At 61.2% G+C, this 22,290-nt stretch carries 22 protein-coding genes; 3 read left to right on the forward strand and 19 right to left on the reverse strand.

Translation table 11 applies throughout. From position 1 onward, the window contains the following. Positions 1-199: 199 nt before the first annotated feature. Complete coding sequence (fabB, locus tag GUC32_RS17395; protein WP_016926857.1) at positions 200-1,420, reverse strand: beta-ketoacyl-ACP synthase I; 1,221 nt, start codon at positions 1,418-1,420, stop codon at positions 200-202. Positions 1,421-1,590: 170 nt separating this feature from the next. Between fabB and mnmC the strand changes: the two genes are divergently transcribed. Then, positions 1,591-3,612, forward strand: coding sequence for a bifunctional tRNA (5-methylaminomethyl-2-thiouridine)(34)-methyltransferase MnmD/FAD-dependent 5-carboxymethylaminomethyl-2-thiouridine(34) oxidoreductase MnmC (mnmC, locus tag GUC32_RS17400; protein WP_334671206.1), 2,022 nt, complete (start codon positions 1,591-1,593; stop codon positions 3,610-3,612). Positions 3,613-3,653: 41 nt separating this feature from the next. Here the strand turns inward: mnmC and GUC32_RS17405 are convergent, their stop codons facing one another. From GUC32_RS17405 to prmB, 6 genes are all read right to left on the reverse strand, one after another. Beyond that, positions 3,654-3,935: a YfcL family protein gene (locus GUC32_RS17405; protein ID WP_016926855.1), complete on the reverse strand. Its 282-nt coding sequence runs from the start codon at positions 3,933-3,935 to the stop codon at positions 3,654-3,656. Positions 3,936-3,967: 32 nt separating this feature from the next. Then, positions 3,968-4,525 carry an elongation factor P hydroxylase gene (locus tag GUC32_RS17410; RefSeq protein WP_025303717.1) on the reverse strand — a complete coding sequence of 186 codons (558 nt, stop codon included), beginning with the start codon at positions 4,523-4,525 and terminating at the stop codon, positions 3,968-3,970. Positions 4,526-4,605: 80 nt separating this feature from the next. Next, on the reverse strand, positions 4,606-5,412 hold the full coding sequence (locus GUC32_RS17415) for a sulfite exporter TauE/SafE family protein (protein ID WP_025303718.1): 807 nt from the start codon (positions 5,410-5,412) through the stop codon (positions 4,606-4,608). A gap of 3 nt (positions 5,413-5,415) precedes the next feature. Further along, positions 5,416-6,243, reverse strand: a complete 828-nt coding sequence (mepA, locus tag GUC32_RS17420) for a penicillin-insensitive murein endopeptidase (protein ID WP_043140182.1) — start codon at positions 6,241-6,243, stop codon at positions 5,416-5,418. A 5-nt stretch (positions 6,244-6,248) separates the two neighbouring features. Further along, the gene (gene aroC / locus GUC32_RS17425) at positions 6,249-7,334 is read right to left on the reverse strand and encodes a chorismate synthase (RefSeq protein WP_004936219.1); all 1,086 of its coding nucleotides are present in this window, start codon (positions 7,332-7,334) and stop codon (positions 6,249-6,251) included. A gap of 65 nt (positions 7,335-7,399) precedes the next feature. Further along, positions 7,400-8,332 (reverse strand): 50S ribosomal protein L3 N(5)-glutamine methyltransferase, encoded by a 933-nt coding sequence (prmB, locus tag GUC32_RS17430; RefSeq protein WP_025160157.1) that lies wholly within the window; start codon positions 8,330-8,332, stop codon positions 7,400-7,402. Positions 8,333-8,502: 170 nt separating this feature from the next. On the opposite strand from prmB, the gene smrB reads away from it, so the two are divergent. Beyond that, on the forward strand, positions 8,503-9,033 hold the full coding sequence (gene smrB / locus GUC32_RS17435) for an endonuclease SmrB (RefSeq protein ID WP_025303720.1): 531 nt from the start codon (positions 8,503-8,505) through the stop codon (positions 9,031-9,033). Between the two features lie 69 nt (positions 9,034-9,102). On the opposite strand, the gene sixA is transcribed toward smrB, so the two are convergent. The 4 genes from sixA to GUC32_RS17455 all read right to left on the reverse strand — a co-directional run bounded on the left by sixA (position 9,103) and on the right by GUC32_RS17455 (position 13,941). After that, positions 9,103-9,585, reverse strand: a complete 483-nt coding sequence (gene sixA / locus GUC32_RS17440) for a phosphohistidine phosphatase SixA (RefSeq protein ID WP_004936230.1) — start codon at positions 9,583-9,585, stop codon at positions 9,103-9,105. A 388-nt stretch (positions 9,586-9,973) separates the two neighbouring features. Further along, positions 9,974-12,139, reverse strand: a complete 2,166-nt coding sequence (gene fadJ / locus GUC32_RS17445) for a fatty acid oxidation complex subunit alpha FadJ (protein WP_369435782.1) — start codon at positions 12,137-12,139, stop codon at positions 9,974-9,976. Continuing rightward, positions 12,139-13,449: an acetyl-CoA C-acyltransferase FadI gene (gene fadI / locus GUC32_RS17450; RefSeq protein WP_025303722.1), complete on the reverse strand. Its 1,311-nt coding sequence runs from the start codon at positions 13,447-13,449 to the stop codon at positions 12,139-12,141. The genes fadJ and fadI overlap by 1 nt, the downstream gene beginning before the upstream one ends. Positions 13,450-13,644: 195 nt before the next feature. Beyond that, entirely contained in the window at positions 13,645-13,941 is a 297-nt protein-coding gene (locus tag GUC32_RS17455) for a YfcZ/YiiS family protein (RefSeq protein WP_072145088.1), read from the reverse strand. 405 nt (positions 13,942-14,346) lie between these two features. Between GUC32_RS17455 and fadL the strand changes: the two genes are divergently transcribed. Further along, positions 14,347-15,687, forward strand: coding sequence for a long-chain fatty acid transporter FadL (gene fadL / locus GUC32_RS17460; protein ID WP_038629776.1), 1,341 nt, complete (start codon positions 14,347-14,349; stop codon positions 15,685-15,687). A 116-nt stretch (positions 15,688-15,803) separates the two neighbouring features. Here fadL and mlaA read toward each other — a convergent pair whose 3' ends face one another. The 8 genes from mlaA to GUC32_RS17500 are packed head-to-tail and all read right to left on the reverse strand — an operon-like array spanning position 15,804 to position 22,245. Beyond that, complete coding sequence (gene mlaA, locus GUC32_RS17465) at positions 15,804-16,562, reverse strand: phospholipid-binding lipoprotein MlaA (protein ID WP_025303725.1); 759 nt, start codon at positions 16,560-16,562, stop codon at positions 15,804-15,806. Between the two features lie 28 nt (positions 16,563-16,590). Next, complete coding sequence (gene ccmI, locus GUC32_RS17470; RefSeq protein WP_060433754.1) at positions 16,591-17,805, reverse strand: c-type cytochrome biogenesis protein CcmI; 1,215 nt, start codon at positions 17,803-17,805, stop codon at positions 16,591-16,593. After that, complete coding sequence (locus GUC32_RS17475) at positions 17,805-18,272, reverse strand: cytochrome c-type biogenesis protein (protein WP_099816978.1); 468 nt, start codon at positions 18,270-18,272, stop codon at positions 17,805-17,807. Before GUC32_RS17475 ends, ccmI begins: the two co-directional genes overlap by 1 nt. Continuing rightward, positions 18,269-18,820 (reverse strand): DsbE family thiol:disulfide interchange protein, encoded by a 552-nt coding sequence (locus GUC32_RS17480; protein WP_015378623.1) that lies wholly within the window; start codon positions 18,818-18,820, stop codon positions 18,269-18,271. Before GUC32_RS17480 ends, GUC32_RS17475 begins: the two co-directional genes overlap by 4 nt. Next, on the reverse strand, positions 18,817-20,787 hold the full coding sequence (locus tag GUC32_RS17485) for a heme lyase CcmF/NrfE family subunit (protein WP_025303728.1): 1,971 nt from the start codon (positions 20,785-20,787) through the stop codon (positions 18,817-18,819). Before GUC32_RS17485 ends, GUC32_RS17480 begins: the two co-directional genes overlap by 4 nt. Beyond that, the gene (gene ccmE / locus GUC32_RS17490; RefSeq protein ID WP_004936264.1) at positions 20,784-21,278 is read right to left on the reverse strand and encodes a cytochrome c maturation protein CcmE; all 495 of its coding nucleotides are present in this window, start codon (positions 21,276-21,278) and stop codon (positions 20,784-20,786) included. Before ccmE ends, GUC32_RS17485 begins: the two co-directional genes overlap by 4 nt. After that, on the reverse strand, positions 21,275-21,511 hold the full coding sequence (gene ccmD, locus GUC32_RS17495) for a heme exporter protein CcmD (RefSeq protein WP_025303729.1): 237 nt from the start codon (positions 21,509-21,511) through the stop codon (positions 21,275-21,277). Before ccmD ends, ccmE begins: the two co-directional genes overlap by 4 nt. Continuing rightward, positions 21,508-22,245 (reverse strand): heme ABC transporter permease, encoded by a 738-nt coding sequence (locus GUC32_RS17500; protein ID WP_004936270.1) that lies wholly within the window; start codon positions 22,243-22,245, stop codon positions 21,508-21,510. Before GUC32_RS17500 ends, ccmD begins: the two co-directional genes overlap by 4 nt. Positions 22,246-22,290 lie beyond the last annotated feature (45 nt).

Below are 22,290 nucleotides of genomic sequence, written 5' to 3' on the forward strand. Positions count from 1 at the left end.
ATGTTCGATCACTTTAGAAAGCTACGCCGAGCGATAATCACGCTACCTGGCTATTGTATGCTCAACGCGTGTAATGGCGAGGTAATGATGTGTCAGGGGATGTGATTTGGGAAAACTCCGAGCGCTCGCCCGGCGGGCTTTGAGCAGTAAAAAGCCCGCGAAAACGCGGGCTTGATGGCGAAATGAAGCTCAGGCGGAATTATTTCGCCAGTTTGCGCATCACCAGGGTGGCGTTGGTGCCGCCGAAGCCGAAGCTGTTGGACATCACGGTGGTCAGCTCGCGCTGAGTCGGCTGGGTCACGATGTTCATGCCGGCCGCCTGCTCATCCAGGGTTTCGATGTTAATGCTCGGCGCGATAAAGCCGTGCTCCAGCATCAGCAGGCTGTAAATCGCTTCCTGCACGCCCGCGGCGCCCAGCGAGTGACCGGTCATCGCCTTGGTGGAGGAGATGGCCGGGGTATTGTCACCGAACACTTCACGAATAGCGCCCAGCTCTTTCACGTCGCCTACCGGCGTAGAGGTGCCGTGCACGTTGATGTAGTCGATCGGCGCATCCAGATCCTGCATCGCCATCTTCATGCAGCGCACTGCGCCTTCGCCCGAAGGGGCAACCATGTCGGCACCGTCGGAAGTCGCGCCGTAGCCAACGATTTCTGCATAAATGTGCGCACCGCGCGCCAGCGCGTGCTCCAGTTCTTCAACCACCACCATGCCGCCGCCGCCGGCGATGACGAAACCGTCACGATCGGCGTCGTAGGTGCGGGAGGCTTTTTCCGGCGTGTCGTTGTACTTAGTGGACAGCGCGCCCATCGCATCGAACTCGCAGGCCATTTCCCAGCACAGCTCTTCGCCGCCGCCGGCGAACACGATGTCCTGTTTGCCCAACTGAATTTGCTCAACCGCGTTGCCGATGCAGTGCGCGGAGGTCGCGCAAGCGGAGCTGATGGAGTAGTTCACGCCATGGATTTTGAACGGCGTTGCCAGGCAGGCGGAAACGCCGGAAGCCATGGCTTTGGTCACCACGTACGGGCCAACCGCTTTCAGGCCGCGCGGGCTGCGCATCGCATCGGCGCCGAACACCTGGAAGCGCGGAGAACCGCCGCCGGAACCGGCAATCAGGCCTACACGCGGGTTGTTTTGATACTCTTCTTCCTTCAGGCCGGAAGATGCGATCGCTTCTTGCATCGCCAGGAAGGCATAAATGGAAGCATCGCTCATGAAACGCACTGCCTTGCGGTCGATCAGGCCGGTCGTGTCGAGCTTAACTTGCCCCCATACGTGACTACGCATGCCGGAATCTTTCAGCTCCTGGGAGAAAGTGATCCCAGAACGTCCTTCCTGCAGGCTTGCCAGGACCTCCTGCTGGTTATTACCAATGCTGGAGACAACTCCCAGGCCAGTAATCACTGCACGTTTCATTCAATACCTCTTCCACTATTTACCTACGGGATTTTGCATCGCACTTTAGCGTACAGATGTAAGCCGAACAAGTCCGATCAGCGTTTTTCAGCTTTATTGTTGTCCAGTTTGCGCCGGGGCGCCAGCGCCGTTAGAATTCGCGGCATCCCTTGAATTTCGAGCCATTGACCGTGAATCACGCCCCCATCCAAACCGCAACGCTAACCTGGAACGAACAGGGTACACCTGTTTCGAAACAGTTTGATGACGTCTATTTTTCCAATCAGGATGGGCTGGAAGAAACCCGCTACGTCTTCCTGCACGGCAATCGGCTGCCGCAACGTTTCGCCACCCACCCGCGTCCGTTGTTGGTGGTGGCGGAAACCGGGTTCGGCACCGGGCTCAATTTCCTCACGCTGTGGCAGGCCTTCGCCGGCTTCCGCCAGGCCGAGCCGGACGCCGCGCTGCAACGCCTGCACTTTATCAGCTTCGAAAAATTCCCCCTGCACCAGGCCGATCTGGCGGCGGCGCATGCGCGCTGGCCGGAGCTGGCGCCTTATGCCGACGAGCTGCGCGCCCAATGGCCGCTGCCGCTACCGGGCTGCCATCGTCTGTTGCTGGCCGAAGGCCGCATTACGCTCGATCTGTGGTTCGGCGACGTCAACGACCTGCTGCCGCAGTTTGACGCCAGCATGAATAACCAGGTGGATGCCTGGTTCCTCGACGGTTTCGCGCCGGCAAAAAATCCCGACATGTGGACCGATCAACTGTTCGCCGCCATGGCGCGTTTCGCCCGGCCGGGAGGCAGCTTCGCCACCTTTACCGCCGCCGGCTTTGTGCGCCGTGGCTTGCAACAGGCCGGTTTTCAGGTCAACCGCTGCAAAGGCTTCGGCCAAAAGCGTGAGATGCTCGCCGGCGAGCTCCCGGCCGATGCGCAGCCCGCCGCACATCCGGCGCCCTGGTATCGGCGCCCGGCGGCGGACAACACCGCCGACATCGCCCTGATCGGCGGCGGCGTCGCCAGCGCGCTCACCGCGCTGGCCTTGCTGCGGCGCGGTGCCACCGTCACGCTGTACTGCGCCGATGAGCAGGCGGCGGAGGGGGCATCCGGCAATCGCCAGGGGGCGATTTATCCGTTGCTGAACGGCAGCGGCGACGCGCTGGAGAGCTTCTTCAGCGCCGCGTTTCCCTTCGCCCGCCGCCAGTACGACGCGCTGTTGCAACAAGGCGTCGCCTTTGATCATCAGTGGTGCGGCGTCAGCCAGTTGGCCTATGACGACAAGAGCGGCGCTAAGATCGCCAATATGCTGAAAACCGACTGGCCGCAGGCCTTGGCGATGGCGGCCGACCGCGAGACGCTCAGCGGACTGTGCGGCGTCGATACCGGCTTTGGCGGCATCACCTACCCCCAAGGCGGTTGGCTCTGTCCGGCCGAGCTGACGCGCGGCGCTCTCGCGCTGGCGCAGCGCCAGGGCTTGGTCTGCCACTACCGGCACGATGCACAGAGGCTGACGCAGGAAGAAAACGGCTGGCGCATCGACTTCGCCCACGGCGAAAGCCGCAGCCATGCGACGGTGATCCTGGCCAATGGCCATCGGCTGGCCGAACTGGCGCCGACGGAAGCCCTGCCGCTGTATTCGGTACGCGGACAGGTGTCGCATATCCCAAGCTCGCCGGCCCTCGGTCAATTGAAACAGGTCTTGTGTTACGACGGCTACCTGACGCCGGTTAATGCCAACAACGGCCACCACTGCATTGGCGCCAGCTACCAGCGCGGCGACATCACCACCGACTACCGCGAGCAGGAGCAACAGGAAAACCGTGAACGCCTGCTGCGCTGCCTGCCGGAGCAGGCCTGGCCGCAGCAGGTGGACGTCAGCGCTCATCAGGCGCGCTGCGGCGTGCGCAGCGCCACCCGCGATCATTTACCGATGGTCGGCGCGCTGCCGGACTATCAGGCCACGTTGACGCAGTATCAGGATTTGCAGCGGCAGAACCAGCGCGGCGAAACCGTCGCCGATGCGCCGGTCTATCCCGGCCTGTTCGCTATCGGTGGGTTGGGATCGCGCGGGCTGTGTTCGGCGCCGCTGGCGGCGGAAATTCTGGCGGCGCAGCTGTTCGGCGAACCGTTACCGGGCGACGCGCGCCTGCTGGCGGCGTTGAATCCGAATCGAATGTGGGTGCGAAAGTTACTGAAAGGACGTGCGGTTTAATTCATGGATGAGGGGCGCGGCGACGCGCCCCGGCATGGCGGTCAGGCGGCAGGGGTGGCAGCCTGATAGAGGTTTTCCCACATGCCGCGCACCAAAATCTGATCCGGCGGCGAGAGTTCCCCAGCGGCGATCGCCTTGTGTAGGCTCTCTTCCACCCGCGCTTTCAGCGCTTCGGCAGTATGCTCGCCCTGTTCTTCCGCTTCGGCCACCGCCAGCGTCAGATGACCGCGCAGGTAGCCACCGGCAAACAGTTCATCATCGCTGGCGTGCTCTACCATGTCATCAATCAGCGCCAAAATGCGCGCTTCAAATTCTGCGATCATCAAATTTCCTCATTAAATAACGGGCTGTGGCGTCAGTTGAGATCTTCCGGATACGGAAAATGCTCGGCCGCCAGCGGTGGCGTATTGTAGAACGATTGCAACGCCTGAATAAAGCGCGCAGGCCGTGTGGGTATTCCCTGCTCCAGTAGCATCAATACCCGGGCGCGCACCTTGCGCTGGAACGCGATGCGATCCGGCTCGCAGTCGCCGTTCAGGTTGTCGCAGCTGACGTTGAACGGGAAACCGGCCGCCACGCAGAACATCCATTCCAGCGCCTGCGGTTTGATCTCCACCGCTTCGAATTCACTCTGGGTTTGCGCGTCGCGCCCGTCCGGGCAATACCAGTAACCGAAGTCCACCAGTTGGCGGCGCGCTTCACCGGCGATGCACCAGTGCGAGATTTCATGCAGGCCGCTGGCGTAGAAGCCGTGGGCGAACACGATGCGGTGATACGGCAATTCGTCGTCGGCCGGCAGGTAGATAGGTTCGTCGTCGCCCTTCACCAGGCGGGTGTTGTAGTCATCGCTGAAGCACCGATTGAAGATCTCGATCAACTGCTCATAGTGATGGCGGGTCTGCTTGTCTGACATAAAAACTCTATAACCACAAAAATAAAGAGGCCATTATACCCGATAAGACAGGGCGCGTAAGCAACGCCCCCTCTTCATCTTTAACCGTGCACCAAGGCGGTCAACCACTGCTGAATTTCCGCGCCGTGATTGTCGTACAGCAGCTTGAGGCTCATCACCAGCGAGACGATCACGATCATCGGCCGAATCAATTTCTGGCCGCGGGTCAGCACCATGTGCGCGCCCAAACGCGCCCCCAGCACCTGCCCCACCAACATCACCAGACCAATGCTCCACACCACCTTGCCGCCGATGATGAACAGCGCCAGCCCGCCGACGTTGGAGGTAAAGTTCAGCACCTTGGCGTGCGCCGTGGACTTGGCGAGGTTGAAACCGCACAGCGTCACGTAGGCCAGCGCGTAGAATGACCCGGCGCCGGGGCCGAAGAAACCGTCGTAAAACCCGACGCAACCGCCGGCCACCAGCCCGAACGGCAAGGCCCCGAGACGGCGTTGACGATCTTCCTCACCCAGTCGCGGCATCAACAAGAAATAGAGACCGATGCCGATCACCAGCAGCGGCAACATCTGCCGCAGCAAATCGGCGCGCATATGCTGCACCAAAATGGCGCCGGCGATCGAGCCGATCAGCGTCAGAAAGATCGTCAGCTTCTGGTCGTTGAGGTTCACCGCTCGCCGACGAATGAAGTACAGACTGGCGGAGAAGGAGCCGCCGACCGACTGCAGCTTATTGGTCGCCAGCGCCTGCGCCGGAGGAACCCCCACCGCCAGCAAGGCCGGCACCGTCAGTAATCCGCCGCCGCCGGCGATGGAGTCGATAAACCCCGCCAGCAGCGCTACCGCAAACAACACCCCGAGCATCTCGGGGCCAATGACGAACCAGTCCATGTGTTATTCCGCTGAGAAATGGTGATCCAGCAATGCCTGACAGGTCGGCGGTAACGGCGGCGGCACGGGTTTGCCCGGCTTCGCGTTCGGCTGATGCGGCACGAACCAGCTCGCCAGTTCGGCGCCGCAGCCGTCGCCCGGCGGCGGCGTATCCTGCTCCTGGCACTCCAGGCTGCCGGCCGGACAACGCAGACGCACGTGCATGTGCGCACGGTGGCCGAACCACGGCCGCACCTTGTGCAGCCAGGCGCGATCGGCGCCGGCGTCCAGGCACAGACGCTGCTTGATCGCCGGGTTGACGAAGATGCGCGTCACGTCCGCGTCCTGCGCCGCCAGTTTGATCAGCGACTCAATTTGCGGCTGCCATTGGCTCGCCACCACCTGCTTGCCATCGCCCGACACCAGGTCGATCGGCTGCGGTTTGAGCAATTGCTGCGCGCTCCAGCGTTGGCGCGGCAACTGCAGCCAGATGTCGACGTCGAGCCCCGACTGGTGGCTGGCGTGGCCGCTGCTGAAGCGCCCACCGGCCGGCATCGCCATGTCGCCGATCAGCACCGTGCCCAGCGCTTTCTGGTTCGCTTGGCTGCTGAGGCGCTGTATGAACGCCAGCAGATCCGGATGGCCGAAATAGCGGCGCTGGTCGGTACGCATCACCTGGTAGTCCGGTGAATTCAGCGGCAATGGCTGCGCGCCGATGACGCAGCCGTTGGCGAAACCGCCCACCGCCTGCGGCGCGCCGGCCACCGGATGGTCGATTTTCTGCCACGGCGTCAGCGCCATGGCGGAAGCGGAGGCCGTCAAGGCCACCAGGCCCAACATCCAGTTTTTCATGGCGATTACCAGCGAGGTACGTCGGAAACCACATCACCGTTTTGCGCACGCTGGCGCAGCAGGTGATCCATCAACACGATTGCCATCATCGCTTCGGCGATCGGCACGGCGCGGATGCCCACGCACGGATCGTGGCGACCGCGTGTCACCATTTCCACCGCTTCGCCCTGGCGATTGATGGTGCGGCCCGGTACCATGATGCTGGAGGTCGGCTTCAGCGCCAGATGCGCGATCACCGGTTGGCCGCTGCTGATGCCGCCGAGAATGCCGCCGGCATGGTTGCTCTGGAAGCCTTCCGGGGTGATTTCATCGCGGTTTTCGCTGCCGCGTTTGGTCACGACAGCAAATCCGTCACCGATCTCCACGCCTTTCACCGCGTTGATGCTCATCAGCGCGTGCGCCAGATCGGCGTCGAGGCGATCAAACACCGGCTCGCCCAGGCCAACCGGCACGTTCTCCGCAATCACGCTGACCTTGGCGCCAATGGAGTCGCCCTCTTTTTTCAGCGCGCGCATCAGTTCGTCCAGCGCTTCCAGCTTGTCCGGATCCGGGCAGAAGAACGGGTTCTGTTCGACCTGATCCCAGTCTTTCAGCTCACAGGTCACATCGCCGATCTGCGCCAGATAGCCGCGCACCTGCACGCCGAACTTCTGCTGCAGGTATTTCTTGGCGATGGCGCCCGCCGCAACGCGCATGGCGGTTTCGCGCGCCGAAGAGCGGCCACCGCCGCGATAGTCGCGCAGACCGTATTTCTGTTCGTAGGTGTAGTCGGCATGCCCCGGACGGAACACGTCTTTGATGGCGCTGTAGTCTTGCGAGCGCTGATCGGTGTTTTCAATGATCAGACCGATGCTGGTACCGGTGGTCACGCCTTCGAATACGCCGGAGAGAATGCGCACCTGATCCGGTTCGCGACGCTGGGTGGTGTAACGCGAGGTGCCCGGACGACGACGATCCAGATCGTGTTGCAAATCGGCTTCGGTGAGCGGAATGCCGGGCGGTACGCCATCGACGATACAACCCAGCGCCACCCCGTGAGATTCACCGAAGGTGGTGACGCGGAAAATCTGCCCAATACTGTTTCCTGCCATCACGGCTCCTTACCGTTAGTCTTTTATCGTTATGAGGCCCGCCGTGCGGGCCCTGGAAATGCGGTTTAGCTGCGATAGAGGCTGAAGTGATCCTTGCAATCCACCAGCTGCTGTTTGGTCAGCATGAACACGCCGTCGCCGCCATTTTCGAATTCCAGCCAGGTGAACGGGATGTCCGGATATTGTTCCATCAGATGTACCATGCTGTTGCCCACTTCACAAATCAGCACGCCGTCGTCGGTCAGGTAGTCCGGCGCGCAGGCCAGGATGCGGCGCACCAGCTTCAGGCCGTCGCTGCCCGCCGCCAGGCCCAGTTCCGGCTCAAAGCGGAACTCCTGCGGCAGATCGGACATGTCTTCCGCATCGACGTACGGCGGGTTGGTGACGATCAGATCGTACTGGATCGCGGGAACGTCGCGGAACAGATCGGAACGGATCGGGATCACCTGATGTTCGACGCCGTGCGCCTGAATATTGCGCTCGGTCACCGCCAGCACTTCGCTGGAGATGTCCACCGCGTCCACTTCCGCTTCCGGGAAAGCGTAGCCACAGGCGATGGCGATGCAGCCGCTGCCGGTGCACATGTCGAGAATATGGCGTGGCGGGTGCGGGATCAGCGCGCTGAAACGATCGTTGATCAGCTCACCGATCGGCGAGCGCGGCACCAACACGCGTTCGTCGACGTAGAATTCCATGCCGCAGAACCAGGCCTTGTTGGTCAGGTAAGCGACCGGGATGCGTTCGTTGACGCGGCGGATCACGCGCTCAACGATGCGATGGCGCTCGCTGGAGGTCAGACGGGCGGTGTGCATGTCCTCCGGAATGTCCAACGGCAGGAACAGGCTTGGCAGCACCAATTGCACCGCTTCGTCCCACGGATTGTCGGTTCCGTGACCATAATAGATATTGGCGGCGTTGAAGCGGCTTACCGTCCAGCGCAGCATATCTTGAATGGTGTGCAGTTCGTTCACTGCTTCGTCGACGAAAATTTTGTCCAATTTGCCCTCCGGCAGGCGCTGTGTTTCATGATTTAGCCGCATAGTTTGCCATGAAGCCCGCGACAAATCACGCGCGCCCCTCGCGCTTTTCACTCTGGCCCGAGTTTTGCGTCGACAGCGCTCATTCACAAGGTAAACTAGCGAAATAAACGATTTCCGGTGAATGAAGCATGAAGAACAAGCCCCCTCTGAGCAAAGACGAACAACAGCTCTTCAGAGAGTCGGTGGCGGGCGCAAAAAAGCTGCGCCAGGACACCATCGTCCACCGCCCGCCGAAGCTCAAGGTCAAACAGGTTGCGCCGCAGCGGCTGCTGCAGGAGCAGGTCGATGCCAGCTATTATTTTTCAGATGAATATCAGCCGCAGCTGGAAGAGGAAGGCCCGACGCGCTACGTGCGCCCCGGCAGCAGCCCGTATGAGCTGAAGAAGCTGCGACGCGGCGATTATTCGCCGGAGCTGTTTCTCGATTTGCACGGCCTGACCCAGCTGCAGGCCAAGCAGGAGCTGGGGGCGTTGATCGCCGCCTGCAAACGCGAGCACGTGCACTGCGCCTGCGTGATGCACGGGCACGGCAAACACATTCTCAAACAGCAAACGCCGCTGTGGCTTGCGCAGCATCCCGACGTGCTGGCGTTCCATCAGGCGCCGAAGGAATGGGGCGGCAACGCCGCCGTCCTGCTGTTGGTGGAGCTGGCAGAATAGCCCCCCGCAGAAACGACTCAGGGCGATGTCAGACATCGCCCTGAGTTTATTCCGCACCGCATCCGCGGCTCACACTTTGGCCATCACCTGCGACGGGCTGACCTGCCATTCAAATTTGCCGTAGCTGCCGTCCGCCGGCAGATCGACGTTAGCGATCGCCGAGGTCGCGAACATCGGCGGGCACTCGCCCGGGCACAGTTCAGCCACCAGGTAGCCCACCAGCGGCAGGTGCGACACGATCAGCACCGAGCTCACCCCTTGCATCGCCAGCGCCTGCAGATAGCTGCCGACCTGTTCGGCGTTGCCGCCCGGCGTCAGCTCGGGCAGCACTTCTTCGCCCTCCGGCAGCGTCAAGGCTTCACGCACCGTCGCCAGCGTCTGTTCGGCCCGCAGATAGGGGCTGACCAGCACGCGTTCAATATCCACAGACTTGGTGTTCAACCAGGCCGCCATCTGACGGGACTCGTCGCGGCCGCACAGGGTAAGGGGCCTTACCGCATCGCTGGCTGCCTCGAGCGCCGCCTCTCCGTGACGCATAATCAAAACTTGCATATTGCACCGCTGTTGTTGACAAAGTAACGCTATACAGAAACGCCGTGCGTGCTGTACCGCCGAGTTTTACAACCCAAAGCCAAAGCTTTAAAACGATAACGCGCCGTCTCTTTATGGCGGCCGGGCATTTTGCCTGAAAGTTTGCCTAAAGAAAATGCTGTTTTTTACAGCAACCTTCCCCTGGCAAACCTCGATTGCTCACAGAACAATCAATTCAACGGGTTAAATTTTAACCTTACCGCCATGAAATTTATTGATGACGGTCAAGCTAACTTACCGCTGCCTACGCCTTGCTGTACAGCCTCACCGGCTGACGCTGTTACAAGGAGTGATGGCGATCACAACGCGGCCCTGTTGCAACTATAGTGCAAATCGGGCCGCCCTGCGTTCAGCTCCCCAGCGGGTAAAAACGCTCGCCCTGCTGCGCCATGCGCTGCAAGCGTTCGCACGGCGCGAAGTGCTCGCCGTGCTGCTGGCGCAGGTATTCCAACGTTTTCACCACTTTTTCGGCGCCGAGCTCGTCCATATAGCGGAACGGGCCGCCGAGGAACGGCGGGAAGCCGATGCCGAACACCGCGCCGATGTCGCCGTCGCGCGCGCTGCGGATCACGCCTTCATCCAGGCAGCGCGCCGCTTCGTTCAGCATCATCATCACGCAGCGCTGGGCGACGGTCGCCGGCAGCATGTGCGCCTTCGGCGTGACGCCGAGCAACGTATACAATGAGGTATCCGCACGTTTACGCCGCTGCCGCTGCTGCCCTTCGCTCGGGTAAAGATAGAAGCCGCGGCCGTTCTTGCGCCCTTTACGCCCGTCCTTCAGCACCGCATCGAACGCAGCCGGCGCGGCGAAGCGCGGCCCCAGCGCCTCGACCAGCACCGGAATGATCTTGGTGCCGACGTCGATGCCCACTTCGTCCAACAGGGTGATCGGGCCGACCGGGAAACCGAAGTCCACCAGCGCCTTGTCCAGCGACTCCATCGGCTCGCCTTCCAGCAGGCAACGGGCCGCTTCGTTGATGTACGGCGCCAGGATGCGGTTGACATAAAAACCCGCGCTGTCGCCCACCACGATAGCGGTCTTGCCCTGCTTGTGCGCCAGCGCCACGGTGGTCGCGATAGTCTCTTCGCTGGTGCCGGCGTGCGGGATCACTTCCACCAGCGGCATTTTGTCCACCGGGCTAAAGTAGTGCAGACCGATCACCTGCTGCGGCCGCTGGGCTTTTTCGGCGATGTGGCCGATAGGCAACGAGGAAGTATTGGAGGCAAACACGGTATGCGGCGCACAGTTCGCTTCGACCTCGGCCACCATCTTCTGCTTCAGCGCCAGATCCTCAAACACCGCCTCGACCACGATATCCACCTGCTCAAAGCCGGTGTAATCGGTAGAGCCGGAGATCAGCATCATCTGTTTTTGCCGTTCCGCCGGGCGCATGCGCTTGCTGCGTACCCGTTTGCCAAGCACGTCCCAGCTGTATTTCAGCGCGTGATTGATGCCGGTTTCATTAATGTCTTTGATACGAACCGGCAAACCGCCGCGCGTGGCGGTGACGCAGGCGATGCCGCCGCCCATCAGGCCGCCGCCGAGAATGCCGACGCGATGCAGGGCATGCGGCTTGGCATTGCCGCCCCGCTCTTTTTTCAGCGCAGTGGAGGCGAAGAACAGGCTGCGCAGCGCCGCCGACTGCGGCGTCATCGCCAGTTCGCCAAAGGCGCGCGCTTCGGCTTCATAGCCGCTGGCGCTGCCGTGATCCAGCCCGGTGCGCACTACCAGAATGATGCGTTCCGCCGCCGGGTAGTTGCCGTGGGTTTTCGCCAACGTTTTTTTGCGCACAATGCTGAACAGCAGATTTCTGCCCAGCGGGCCATTGAGCAGGCGATCCTGCCACGGCAGCTCGCGCTGATGCTTCCAGCCCTGTTTCACCCGCTCGATGGCGGTCTGCAACAGGATCGACTGCGGCACGGCGTCGTCCACCAGCCCCATGCGCAGCGCCTGGCGGGCGCGAATGTGCTTGCCGGTCAGGATCATGTCCAGCGCCTTGGCGGCGCCAACCAAGCGCGGCAGGCGCTGAGTGCCGCCGGAGCCCGGCAGCAGGCCCAGCTGCACTTCCGGCAGACCGAGCGCGGTTTTGTCATCCAACGAACAGACGCGGCCGTGGCAGGCCAGCGCCAATTCCAGGCCGCCGCCCAGGCAGGCGCCATGAATGGCGGCCACCACCGGCACCGGGAAGGCGGCGATCTGCGCTAGCGTGCTCTGCCCTTTCTTGGCCAGCGTTTCCGCCTCTTTGGCGCTGGTGCAGGCGGCAATCATGGTGATGTCGGCGCCGGCGATAAACGAGTCCGGCTTGCCGGAAACGATCACCAATCCTTCCAGCGCGGTATGCTGCTGCGCCCGGATCAGCACGTCGTTCACCTGTTCGACGAACTCGGCCTTGAGCGTATTGACCTTATCGCCCGGCACGTCGATGGTGATCACGCCGATGTTGTCGGGACGAATCGTCAGCTGAAAGGCCGACGGTTTGGCCCGCTGTTCGTGCAATGCGTTTTCGGCACTCATCATTCCACCTCCACGATCATCGCGGCCCCTAACCCGCCGGCGGCGCAGGCGGTGGTCAGGCCCAGCCCGCCGCCGCGGCGTTTCAACTCGCGCAACGTCTGGGTGATCATGCGCGCGCCGGTGGCGGCGAATGGGTGGCCATAGGCGATGGAACCGCCCAAAACGTTGAATTTGTCCATGTCCACCTCACCGATCGCCTGGCTGCGGCCAAGCTTCTCGCGGGCGAACGCTTCGCTGGCAAACATCTTCAGGTTGGCCAGCGTTTGCGCAGCGAAGGCTTCATGCATGTCGATGAGCGTCAGATCGGCCAGACCGATGCCGGCGCGATCCAGCGCCAGCGGCGTAGCGTAGGAAGGCCCCAGCAGCATGTCTTCCCACACGTCGATGGCGGCAAAGGCGAAACTGCGTAGATAGCCGAGCGGCTGCAGCCCCAGCTCTTTGGCGCGCGATTCGCTCATCATCAGTACCGCCGCCGCGCCGTCGGTCAACGGCGTGCTGTTGGCCGCAGTGACGCTGCCGTGTTTGCGATCGAACGCCGGTTTCAGCTTGGCGTAGGAAGCCAGGCTGGAGTCTTTGCGGATATTGTTGTCTTCAGAAAGCTGCGCGCGGTAAGGCGGCACGTAGGCCGTCATCACCTCATCGCGCAGCCACCCCTCACGCCAGGCCCTGGCCGCCAGTTCGTGGGAACGGTGCGCCAGCGCATCCTGCGCTTCGCGGGTGATGCCGTGGCTTTTCGCCATTTGCTCAGCGGTATCGCCCATGCGCAGACCGGTGGAATACTCCGCCACCGCCGGCGGCACCGGCATCAGATCGCGGAATTTCAGCCGGCTGAACAGTTTGAGACGCTGCGACAGCGTGCGCGCCTTGTTGACGTCCACCAGCGTGCGCGCCAACGCCTTGCTGACGCCGATCGGCAAGACGGAAGAAGAGTCCGCCCCGCCGGCGATACCGACGCTGATGCTGCCGGCCATGATGCTCTCCGCCACGTTGGCGATCGCCTGGAAGCTGGTGGCGCAGGCACGCGACACGCTGTAAGCGTCGGTATGAACGCTCATACCGGTACCGAGCACGATTTCACGCGCGATGTTCGGCGCCTCGGGCATTTGCACCACCTGGCCGAACACCAGCTGTTCGATCAGCTGCGGATCGATGCCGCTACGCGCCAACAGCTCGCTCACCGCCGTTTTCCCTAAATCCACCGCCGGAATGCCGTGATAGGCAGTTGCCTGTTTGGCAAAGGGGGTACGCAGTCCATTCACAATCGCAATGCGGTCACCATGACGGGTCACCAACGGCAGTGCCTTACTCATAAATGCTCCTGAAGAAAATAACGTCAGCGCAATGGGCAGAAAGAGGTCTGACCTGATGAGGTCATTGTTAACCAAACGGTTACATTTGGCAAACCGGCAGAGATCAAAACTGCGAGCAGGCGCACTTTCTATCGGGGCGGCACGGGGAAGGAAATCCCCGGCGCGCAGCAGGCGGCGCCGGGGGTAAAGCGGGGATTAACGCAGGCCGAGCTGGAAGATCAGGGTTTCCGCCTGGCAGGCGAAGGTGAAATCGGCCTCCAACTGCACGCCGCCGTCAACCGGTTTAATGCTACTGCTGATGTCACAAGGATCGGATTCGACCGCGCGCGCCTTTTCGCTCAGGGCGGCCAGCATCGCTTCCGCATCTTGTTGATTACTGAACACCTGGCTGTAGGACGCGGTGCAATCGGTGTTATCCATCACGGTGCCGACATCCACGCAGCAACACGCGGCGGTTTCCTGGGCGCTGCATTTATTAATTGCATCTGACATGATTGGTTCTCCTCAAGGGCCTCGGTTATCAGCCCAAATTGCCGTTTCACTCACCGGCACAAAGCCACAAAATTCTGCGGGTATTTTACGCTTCCACGCCGGCAATCACTAGCACTTACTTTTACTGGGTGTTTTAAGTGATGGAAATCACAAATAAAAATGAGCGTCTGCTAAGGAATGGTAAGAATTTTGTTATTTACCGCTGGCTTTTTGTTAAGCAGATCTCTTTTTTGATATCAGGTTGGAAATATTTCAAAAACAAACTTGCAACAATTTCACAGGTCAGACCTATACTTCAGCCACTGGTCTGATTTGTCTGAACGATAACGGACCCTACAATCCCGCGCTCCTTGTTACTTCGTGTAACAATAGTTTAAATAATAAACACATAATGAGGTTTTGGTCATGAGCCAGAAAAACCTATTGACTAAATCAGCTCTCGCAGCTGCAGTGGCAATTATTTCTTCAAACGTGTCTGCCGCAGGATTCCAGCTGAATGAGTTCTCATCAGCTGGTTTAGGACGTTCGTATTCTGGCGAAGGCGCCATGGCGGATACAGCGGCCTCCGCAAGCCGCAACCCGGCATTGCTGATGATGTATACCCGTCCCGAGCTGTCCATCGGCGCAGTCTTCATCGACCCGGACGTTGACATCACCGGCAAATCGCCTTCCGGTGCCAGCCTGGACTCCAAAAATATCGCCCCTGTCGCCTGGGTGCCGAACCTGCATTATGTTCACCCGATTAACGATCAGTTCGCCGTAGGCGGCTCGGTCACCAGCAACTTCGGTTTGGCGACCGAATTCAACGACGGTTATACCGCTGGCGCCTACGGCGGTAAGACCGATTTGACTACCGTTAACCTCAACCTGAGCGGCGCCTACCGTCTGAATCAACACTTCAGCTTCGGCCTGGGCTTCGACGCGGTGTACGCCAAAGCCAAACTGGAACGCTACGCCGGTGAATTGCCGAAACTGCTTGCAGGTCAAGGCCTGCAAACCGGTAGATTAACGCCTCAGCAAGCCGGAATGATCGCTCAAATCCCTGGCGATACCCAGATTTCTCACCTGAAAGGCGATAAATGGGGTTACGGCTGGAACGCCGGCATCCTGTACGAAGTGGATGAAAACAACCGTTACGGCTTCACCTATCGCTCTGAAGTCAAAATCAAGTTCGATGGCGATTACAAGAGCAGCCTGCCAGCACAATTCAACCCTCTGACTCAATCTCTGGGCTTAGGCTTGCCTTGGGGTACCAGCGGCAGCACCATCCCGGGTTCTCTGGATCTGAATCTGCCGGAAATGTGGGAGCTGTCCGGCTACAACAAAGTGGCGCCGCAGTGGGCCATTCACTACAGCCTGGCCTATACCAGCTGGAGCCAGTTCCAGGAGCTGAGAGCCACCGGCAACAACGGTCAGACGCTGTTCGAGAAGCATGAAGGCTTCAAAGACGCTTACCGTATCGCGCTGGGCACCACCTACTTCTACGACGACAACTGGACCTTCCGGACCGGTATCGCCTTCGATGACAGCCCGGTGCCCGCCCAAAACCGTTCGATCTCCATTCCCGATCAGGACCGTTTCTGGCTGAGTGCCGGTACTACCTATGCGTTCAACAAAGACGCCTCGGTCGACGTCGGCGTGTCCTACATGCACGGCCAGAAAGTCACCATCAACGAAGGCCCTTACACCTTCAATTCGGTGGGTAAAGCCTGGCTGTACGGCGCCAACTTCAACTACCGCTTCTAATCTCACTTGAGATGGATGCCAAAGCGCCCCCTGGGGCGCTTTTTCTTTGCCTGTCGCTCGCGCGGGCATAAAAAAACCCGCCTGACGGCGGGTTTTCATTGGCATAATGCCCGGGATTACTGCGAGTCGATCTCGTCCAGTTCGCCCTGAATCGCCTTGGCGTTCGGGTTCTCTTCCGGCTTGAGCGAACCGCCGTTGGCGATGAAATCGTGGCGCTGGAAGTAAGCTTCGCGCACCATGATGTAAGGATCGGAGGAATTGCGCAGCAGACCGTCGGAATCCAGCAGTTGAGCGCGGGTTTCGATACCCTCGACCACCCATTTGCCCGCCGACATCCAGAAGGTCAGGTAGCTCAGCATCGGATACAGCGTATCCGCAAAGTCGCCACCTTCGTCACGCAGGGTAAAGCTGCCGTAGCCCGGCAACATCACGTACGGGCCGTAACCCACATCGTAATGCCCCAACGTGCTGCCGAAGCGATTCGGCTCTTCGCGCGCCAGTTTCGGGTTGGCCATGCCGGCCACGTCGATCAGGCCGCCCATCCCGAGTAGGGTGTTCAGGAAGAAACGGTTGAAGTGGATCATCCCGCGGTAAGGATCGCCCTTCAGGAAGGCGTTGACCATGCTGGCCGGCTCTTCCAGGTTGGAGGTGAAGTTGCTGATGCCGTTACGCGCCGGCATCGGCACGTAGTCACGCCAGGCCACCGCGACCGGACGCAAGATATAAGGATCCAGGACGTTGTAGTTGAAGTCGAACATCGTCCGGTTAAATCCTTCCAGAGGATCAGAACGCCCTTGCGGCTCATTGTCTGGCGCGCTGGCACAGCCCACCAGTAATGCCGCTGCGAATGCCACCCCAGTCAGGCGAAAGTTCATATTTTTCTCCATAAAAACACGTTCGGTCTTATTTTTCAGGGACCTGCTTGTTTATCTGAACGCTAACCTGCTCTTTACCGCTGAATGTCTGCAGCGAGCTTTCGCCGAACCAGTCCCCCGGTTGCGGCGTGGCCAATCCGTCCTGTGAGAGGCGCACACGCACCTGCACCTGATGCTGCGCCGAGAGCAGACGCTCGGGCATCATGGCGTTGCTGTCATCCAGTGAGAAAGACAGCGGAAAACGGCTCAACGGCAATTGTTTTACTGCGACCGGCACCGGGCTGACGCCGTCGGTCACCGAGATAACCAGCGTCCCCTGCGGCGGCATGGCTTTCGCCGCCTGCGGTGACAGCGCAACGGTCACATTCAGTTTAACAGTTTCTCCGCCGGCCTGGGCTTTTGCTTGTGCAATACTGCGCTTTATCACTTCCGCGCGCGGATCGTTGGCCGGCAGCAGCTGCAGCATCACTTGCCAGGCGCCGATCGCCTGCTTGAAATCGCCCTGTTCGAAGGCATTGAACGCCAGCAGGCTGAGCACCCGCGGATCGCTGTGGTTTTCCGCGATCATGCGCCGCAACAGCTGCGTCGCCTGCTTGTTATCCTCCGGATCGTTGGATCGCGTCAAGACCTCGGCATAGCCGAGCCGCACTTCCAGACTATTCGGATCCAATTGATAAGCATGAGCAAAGGCCTGCGTAGCGGTAGTGGCATTGTTCAACGCCATGCCGACGCGCCCCAGCATCATCCAGTCGTTGATATTGCGATCGTCCTGCTGCAGCGCGGTGCGCAGCCCCAGTCCGAGACGGGCAATCTCTTCCATGCTCAGCGGTTTGGCGCGCTCGTTGGCGACGCGCTCGCGCAATTCCGGCATTTGCGCCTGCACCAGACGCCAGTCCAGCACCTGCGCCAACCCGCCGGTTTTCAGATAAAAGCCAACGGTCACCGCCAGCAATAACAGCACGCCCGGCACCAGCGCCCAGCGGTTGATCGGCTTCGCCTGCGCTATCTGCTCGGCCGGGATGTCGTTCAACAGGTTCTGTTGCAGCTCTTTGACCAGTTCCGGACGCTCGGCCACCACGCCCTGCTGCTCATCCTGCTCCAGCTCGCTGAGGCGATCCTGATAAAACGCTTTGTTCAACGCATCGCGCGTGGCGGCGCTCTGCTTGCCGTGGCGCATCGCCGGCACCACCAGCAACGCGGCGGCGCCGGCCAACAACACGCAAATAATCAGCCAAAAAGCCATTAGGGTTTCTTCCTGTCAGTCTCTTGCAACAGCGCCGCCAGGCGCTGCCGTTCCCGTTCGGAGAATGCATCGTCCACCACCGCGTCGGGCTTGCGACGGGTGCGCAGGATCACCACCGCCCCGCCGATCAATACGAACAGCAGCGGGCCGATCCACAAGATCAGCGTCGCCGGCGTTACCGGCGGTTCGTAGGTGACGAAGTTGCCATAACGCGCCACCATGTAGTCGATGATCTGCTGCTTGTTTTGCCCCTGCATCATCAGCTCGTACACCTTGGTGCGCATGTCGGCGGCGATGATAGCGTTGGAATCGGCAATGCTGTTGTTTTGGCATTTCGGGCAGCGCAGCTGTTCGGTCAACTCGCGATACTGCTGCTCCTGCTCGACGGAGTTGAAGCGATAGGTATCGATCGCCGCGGCGGTGCTCCAGCTCAGCAGCGCGGCGCACAGCAGAACAATCAACCTCATGCCTCGCCCCCGTACTTTTTATACAGCGGCAGCACTTCCTGCTGCCAGACGCGCTCGTTCATGTCGCCGGCGTGGCGATAGCGAATGATCCCCTGGCCGTCGATAAGGAAGGTCTCAGGCGCGCCGTACACCCCGAGATCCAACCCCAGCATGCCGTCGCCGTCGTACAGGCTGAGCGCATAGGGATTGCCGAGGGAATTCAGCCAGGTCACCGCCTTGGCACGATCGTCTTTATAGTTCAGGCCGACCACCCGCACGCCGCGCGCCGCCAGCGTATTGAGATACTGGTGCTCCGCGCGGCAGGTCGGGCACCAGGTGGCCCAGACGTTGAGCAATATCGGCTTGCCGTCGCGCAGCACCGCCTGATCGTAGGTTTTGCCGGGCTGATCCAGCGATTCCAGCCTGAAGGTCGGCACCGGTTTGCCGATCAGCGCCGACTCCAGCATGGTCGGATCTTCGCCGCCGGCGTTGCGCGTCAGTTGCACCATCAGGGCCGCCACCAGCAGCAGGAAGAGCACCAACGGGATAAACAGCAGCTTACGCTTCATGATTGCGCCTCCAGCTTGCCTTCGCGCTTGAGCTTTTTGCTCATGCGATAACGCGGGTCGAGAATGCACAGCAGGCCGCCGATCGCCATAAAGACGCCGCCGAACCAGATCCAGCGCACGAAGGGTTTGTAATACAGGCGCACCGCCCAGGAGCCGTCTTCCAGCTCCTCGCCCAGCGCCGCGTACAGATCGCGGCTGAACCCGCCGTCGATCGCCGCCTCGGTCATCATGCTGCGCGCCACGCTGTAGTAGCGTTTCTCCGCATGCAGCGTCGCCTCCGGCTTGCCGTTGCGCGTCACGTCGATGATACCGACGCCGCCGCTGTAGTTCGGGCCGCGGATGTCGTGCACGTCGCGGAACACGAAATGATAATTGTGGATATCCACGCTGTCGCCGGCCTTCATCCGCACGTCACGCTCCACGCTGTAGTTCTGGCTGAAGGCGATGCCGATCACCGTCACCGCCACGCCGAGGTGGCCGAGCACCATGCCCCAGTGGCTGCGGGACAGCTGTCGCAGGCCGCGCCAGAAACCGTGACGATGGGTGGCGCGCTCATGCAGCTCCATCAGCGTCAGGATGATCACCCACAGTGCCATGATCAGGCCCACCACCGTCATGCCGGCGATGCTGTCCTGCAGCAACCACGGCAGCAGAATCGACAGCACCAGCGTCGCCAGCAGCGCTACGCCGAGGCGCCGCCACAGCTTGCGCGGCTCATCGCGGCGCCAGCGCACCAGCGGCCCAATGCCCAACAGCAGCGCCAGCGGCGCCATCAGCCAGGTGAACATGGTATTGAAGAACGGCTCGCCGATCGAAATGCTGCCCAGCCCCAACTGTTTGTGCACCAGCGGCAGCAGCGTGCCCAACAGCACCACCAGCATGGCGGCGATCAGCAGCACGTTATTGCCCAGCAGGAAGGTCTCGCGCGAGAAGGTCTCGTGCTGTACACGGCTACGCACCTGGCCGCCCTTGACCGCGTACAGCAGCAGCGAACCGCCGATGACGATCACCAGATAGGCGAGAATAAACATGCCGCGCGCCGGGTCGGAGGCGAAGGAGTGCACCGAGACCAGCACGCCGGAGCGCACCAGGAAGGTGCCCAGCAGGCACAGCGAGAAGGCGGTGATCGCCAGCAGCACCGTCCAGGCTTTGAACGTGCCGCGTTTCTCGGTCACCGCCAGCGAATGCATCAGCGCGGTGCCGGCCAGCCACGGCATAAAGGAGGCGTTCTCCACCGGATCCCAGAACCACCAACCGCCCCAGCCCAACTCATAGTAGGCCCAGGCCGATCCGAGCACGATGCCCAGCGTGAGGAACACCCAGGCGGCGGTAGTCCACGGGCGTGACCAGCGCGCCCAGGCGGTGTCGAGCCGGCCGGCCATCAACGAGGCGATGGCGAACGCGAAGGCGACCGAGAAGCCGACATAGCCCATGTACAGCAGCGGCGGGTGGAAAATCAGGCCGATATCCTGCAGCAGCGGGTTGAGATCGCTGCCGTCGATCGGGAAGTTCGGCAGCGTGCGGGTGAACGGGTTGGAGGTCATGATGATGAACAGCAGGAAACCGGCGGTGATCATGCCCATCACCGACAGCACCCGCGCCACCGCGTCCTGCGGCATCGCCCGGCTGCACAACGCCACCGCCAGCGACCAGCAACTCAGCAGCAGCACCCACAGCAGCAGCGAACCTTCGTGCGCCCCCCAGGTGGCGGCGATGCGGTAATACACCGGCAGTTGGGTATTGGAGTTGGTGGCCACGTAGGCGACGGTAAAGTCGTTGACCACGAAGGCATGCACCAGGCACAGGAACGCCAGCGCAATCGCCGCGAACATGCCATAGGTCAGCGGCCGGGCCACCGCCATCATGCGGCTGTCCTGCCGCGCCGCGCCCCACTGCGGGTAGATGCTCAGCAACAGCGCGATCGCCAGCGCCAGGCACAGCAGAAAACTGCCCAGTTCCGGCATCATGACTTGGCACCCTCCGCCTGCGGCGCGTTATACGCTTCCGCCGGCCCTTTGTGATTCTCTTTCATCGCGTCGGCCACTTCTGGCGGCGTGTATTTCTCGTCGTGCTTGGCCAGCACTTCGCGCGCATTGACCACGTTGCCCTCGCCCAGCACGCCCTGCGCCACCACGCCCTGCCCTTCGCGGAACAGGTCCGGCAGAATGCCAGTGTAGGTCACGCCGATCGCGCCGCGCGCGTCGTAAATCTTGAAGCTGACCTGCAGCGTATTGGGATCGCGTTTCACCGAGCCGGGCATCACCATGCCGCCGATACGCAGCCGCTGGCCGACCTCGGGCTTCTCATGATTTTCGCCCTTGCCCTGCAGGATTTCACCCGGGGTATAGAACAGATCGATGTTGGAGCGCAGCGCGTACAGCATCAGGGTTGCGGTCAGCGCAATGCCGATCAGCACAACGATCGCCAGATAAAGGCGGCTTTTACGACGTGGATTCACAATGATTTCTCCCGCGGTGCGGCGGATTTTTGTTTTGATTGTTGCGCATGGCGAATGCGCCGCTCGCGCGCCTGACGGCGGCCGATCTCGGCGAGCAACTGCCGCCGCTGCCAGACGGTGTGTGCCACCAGCCCCAACAGCGAAATCAGCGTGACGGCGACCGCCAGCCAGACATAGAAGGCATAACCGCCCATGGCGAAAAACGCCGGCCAGGAATCGAATGCGGCATTCATGACTGACGCTCCTTATTCACCAGCCCGGCAACCCACGGGCGCTGGCGCTCCTGGAACAGAATCAAATTGCGCAGACGCATCAGCGTCAACGTAACGAACAACAGCAGGTAGCCGAGGATCGCCCAGCGCAGCGGGGTGCGCATACTTGGCGCGATGGATTGCTGCATGTTGGTCGAGCCCTGATGCAGCGTATTCCACCATTCGACGGAGAAATGGATGATCGGAATGTTCACCACGCCCACCAGCACCAGAATGCCGGCGGCCCGGCCCGCCAGGCGGCGGTCTTCGAAAGCGTTATACAGCGCGATGACGCCCATATAAAGGAACAGCAGCACCAGCTCGGAGGTCAGCCGCGCGTCCCACACCCACCAGGTGCCCCACATCGGCTTGCCCCAGGCGGAGCCGGTCACCAGCGCGATAAAGGTGAACACCGCGCCGATCGGCGCCATCGCCGCCACCACGGTATCGGACATTTTCATCTGCCACACCAGGCCGATAAACGCCGCCACCGCCATCGAGGCATAGATGCCCATCGACCACATGGCCGCCGGCACGTGAATATAAATGATGCGGAAGCTGTCGCCCTGCTGATAATCCTTCGGCGCGAAACCAAAGCCCCATGCCCAGCCAAGCAGCAGGCAGGCCGCCGCCGCCAGCCCCAGCCAGGGGATAAAGCGGCCGCAGACGTGATACAGCCGTTCAGGCCGCGCCAGTTGATGTAACCATTTCCACATTGTCGTCAGTGCTCACGGTAATTTTTATGCGTCGGCCGCCCCGAG

Origin of the sequence: Serratia sp. NGAS9 (genome assembly GCF_009905295.1) — a bacterium.
Lineage (GTDB): Bacteria > Pseudomonadota > Gammaproteobacteria > Enterobacterales > Enterobacteriaceae > Serratia > Serratia bockelmannii.

Coding starts and splice junctions, on each gene's coding strand:
- fabB (WP_016926857.1), bottom strand. CDS start 1,420: ATGAAACGTGCAGTGATTACTGGCCTGGGAGTTGTCTCCAGCATTGGT.
- GUC32_RS17405 (WP_016926855.1), bottom strand. CDS start 3,935: ATGATCGCAGAATTTGAAGCGCGCATTTTGGCGCTGATTGATGACATG.
- GUC32_RS17410 (WP_025303717.1), bottom strand. CDS start 4,525: ATGTCAGACAAGCAGACCCGCCATCACTATGAGCAGTTGATCGAGATC.
- GUC32_RS17415 (WP_025303718.1), bottom strand. CDS start 5,412: ATGGACTGGTTCGTCATTGGCCCCGAGATGCTCGGGGTGTTGTTTGCG.
- mepA (WP_043140182.1), bottom strand. CDS start 6,243: ATGAAAAACTGGATGTTGGGCCTGGTGGCCTTGACGGCCTCCGCTTCC.
- aroC (WP_004936219.1), bottom strand. CDS start 7,334: ATGGCAGGAAACAGTATTGGGCAGATTTTCCGCGTCACCACCTTCGGT.
- smrB (WP_025303720.1), top strand. CDS start 8,503: ATGAAGAACAAGCCCCCTCTGAGCAAAGACGAACAACAGCTCTTCAGA.
- sixA (WP_004936230.1), bottom strand. CDS start 9,585: ATGCAAGTTTTGATTATGCGTCACGGAGAGGCGGCGCTCGAGGCAGCC.
- fadJ (WP_369435782.1), bottom strand. CDS start 12,139: ATGAGTGCCGAAAACGCATTGCACGAACAGCGGGCCAAACCGTCGGCC.
- fadI (WP_025303722.1), bottom strand. CDS start 13,449: ATGAGTAAGGCACTGCCGTTGGTGACCCGTCATGGTGACCGCATTGCG.
- GUC32_RS17455 (WP_072145088.1), bottom strand. CDS start 13,941: ATGTCAGATGCAATTAATAAATGCAGCGCCCAGGAAACCGCCGCGTGT.
- fadL (WP_038629776.1), top strand. CDS start 14,347: ATGAGCCAGAAAAACCTATTGACTAAATCAGCTCTCGCAGCTGCAGTG.
- mlaA (WP_025303725.1), bottom strand. CDS start 16,562: ATGAACTTTCGCCTGACTGGGGTGGCATTCGCAGCGGCATTACTGGTG.
- ccmI (WP_060433754.1), bottom strand. CDS start 17,805: ATGGCTTTTTGGCTGATTATTTGCGTGTTGTTGGCCGGCGCCGCCGCG.
- GUC32_RS17475 (WP_099816978.1), bottom strand. CDS start 18,272: ATGAGGTTGATTGTTCTGCTGTGCGCCGCGCTGCTGAGCTGGAGCACC.
- GUC32_RS17480 (WP_015378623.1), bottom strand. CDS start 18,820: ATGAAGCGTAAGCTGCTGTTTATCCCGTTGGTGCTCTTCCTGCTGCTG.
- GUC32_RS17485 (WP_025303728.1), bottom strand. CDS start 20,787: ATGATGCCGGAACTGGGCAGTTTTCTGCTGTGCCTGGCGCTGGCGATC.
- ccmD (WP_025303729.1), bottom strand. CDS start 21,511: ATGAATGCCGCATTCGATTCCTGGCCGGCGTTTTTCGCCATGGGCGGT.
- GUC32_RS17500 (WP_004936270.1), bottom strand. CDS start 22,245: ATGTGGAAATGGTTACATCAACTGGCGCGGCCTGAACGGCTGTATCAC.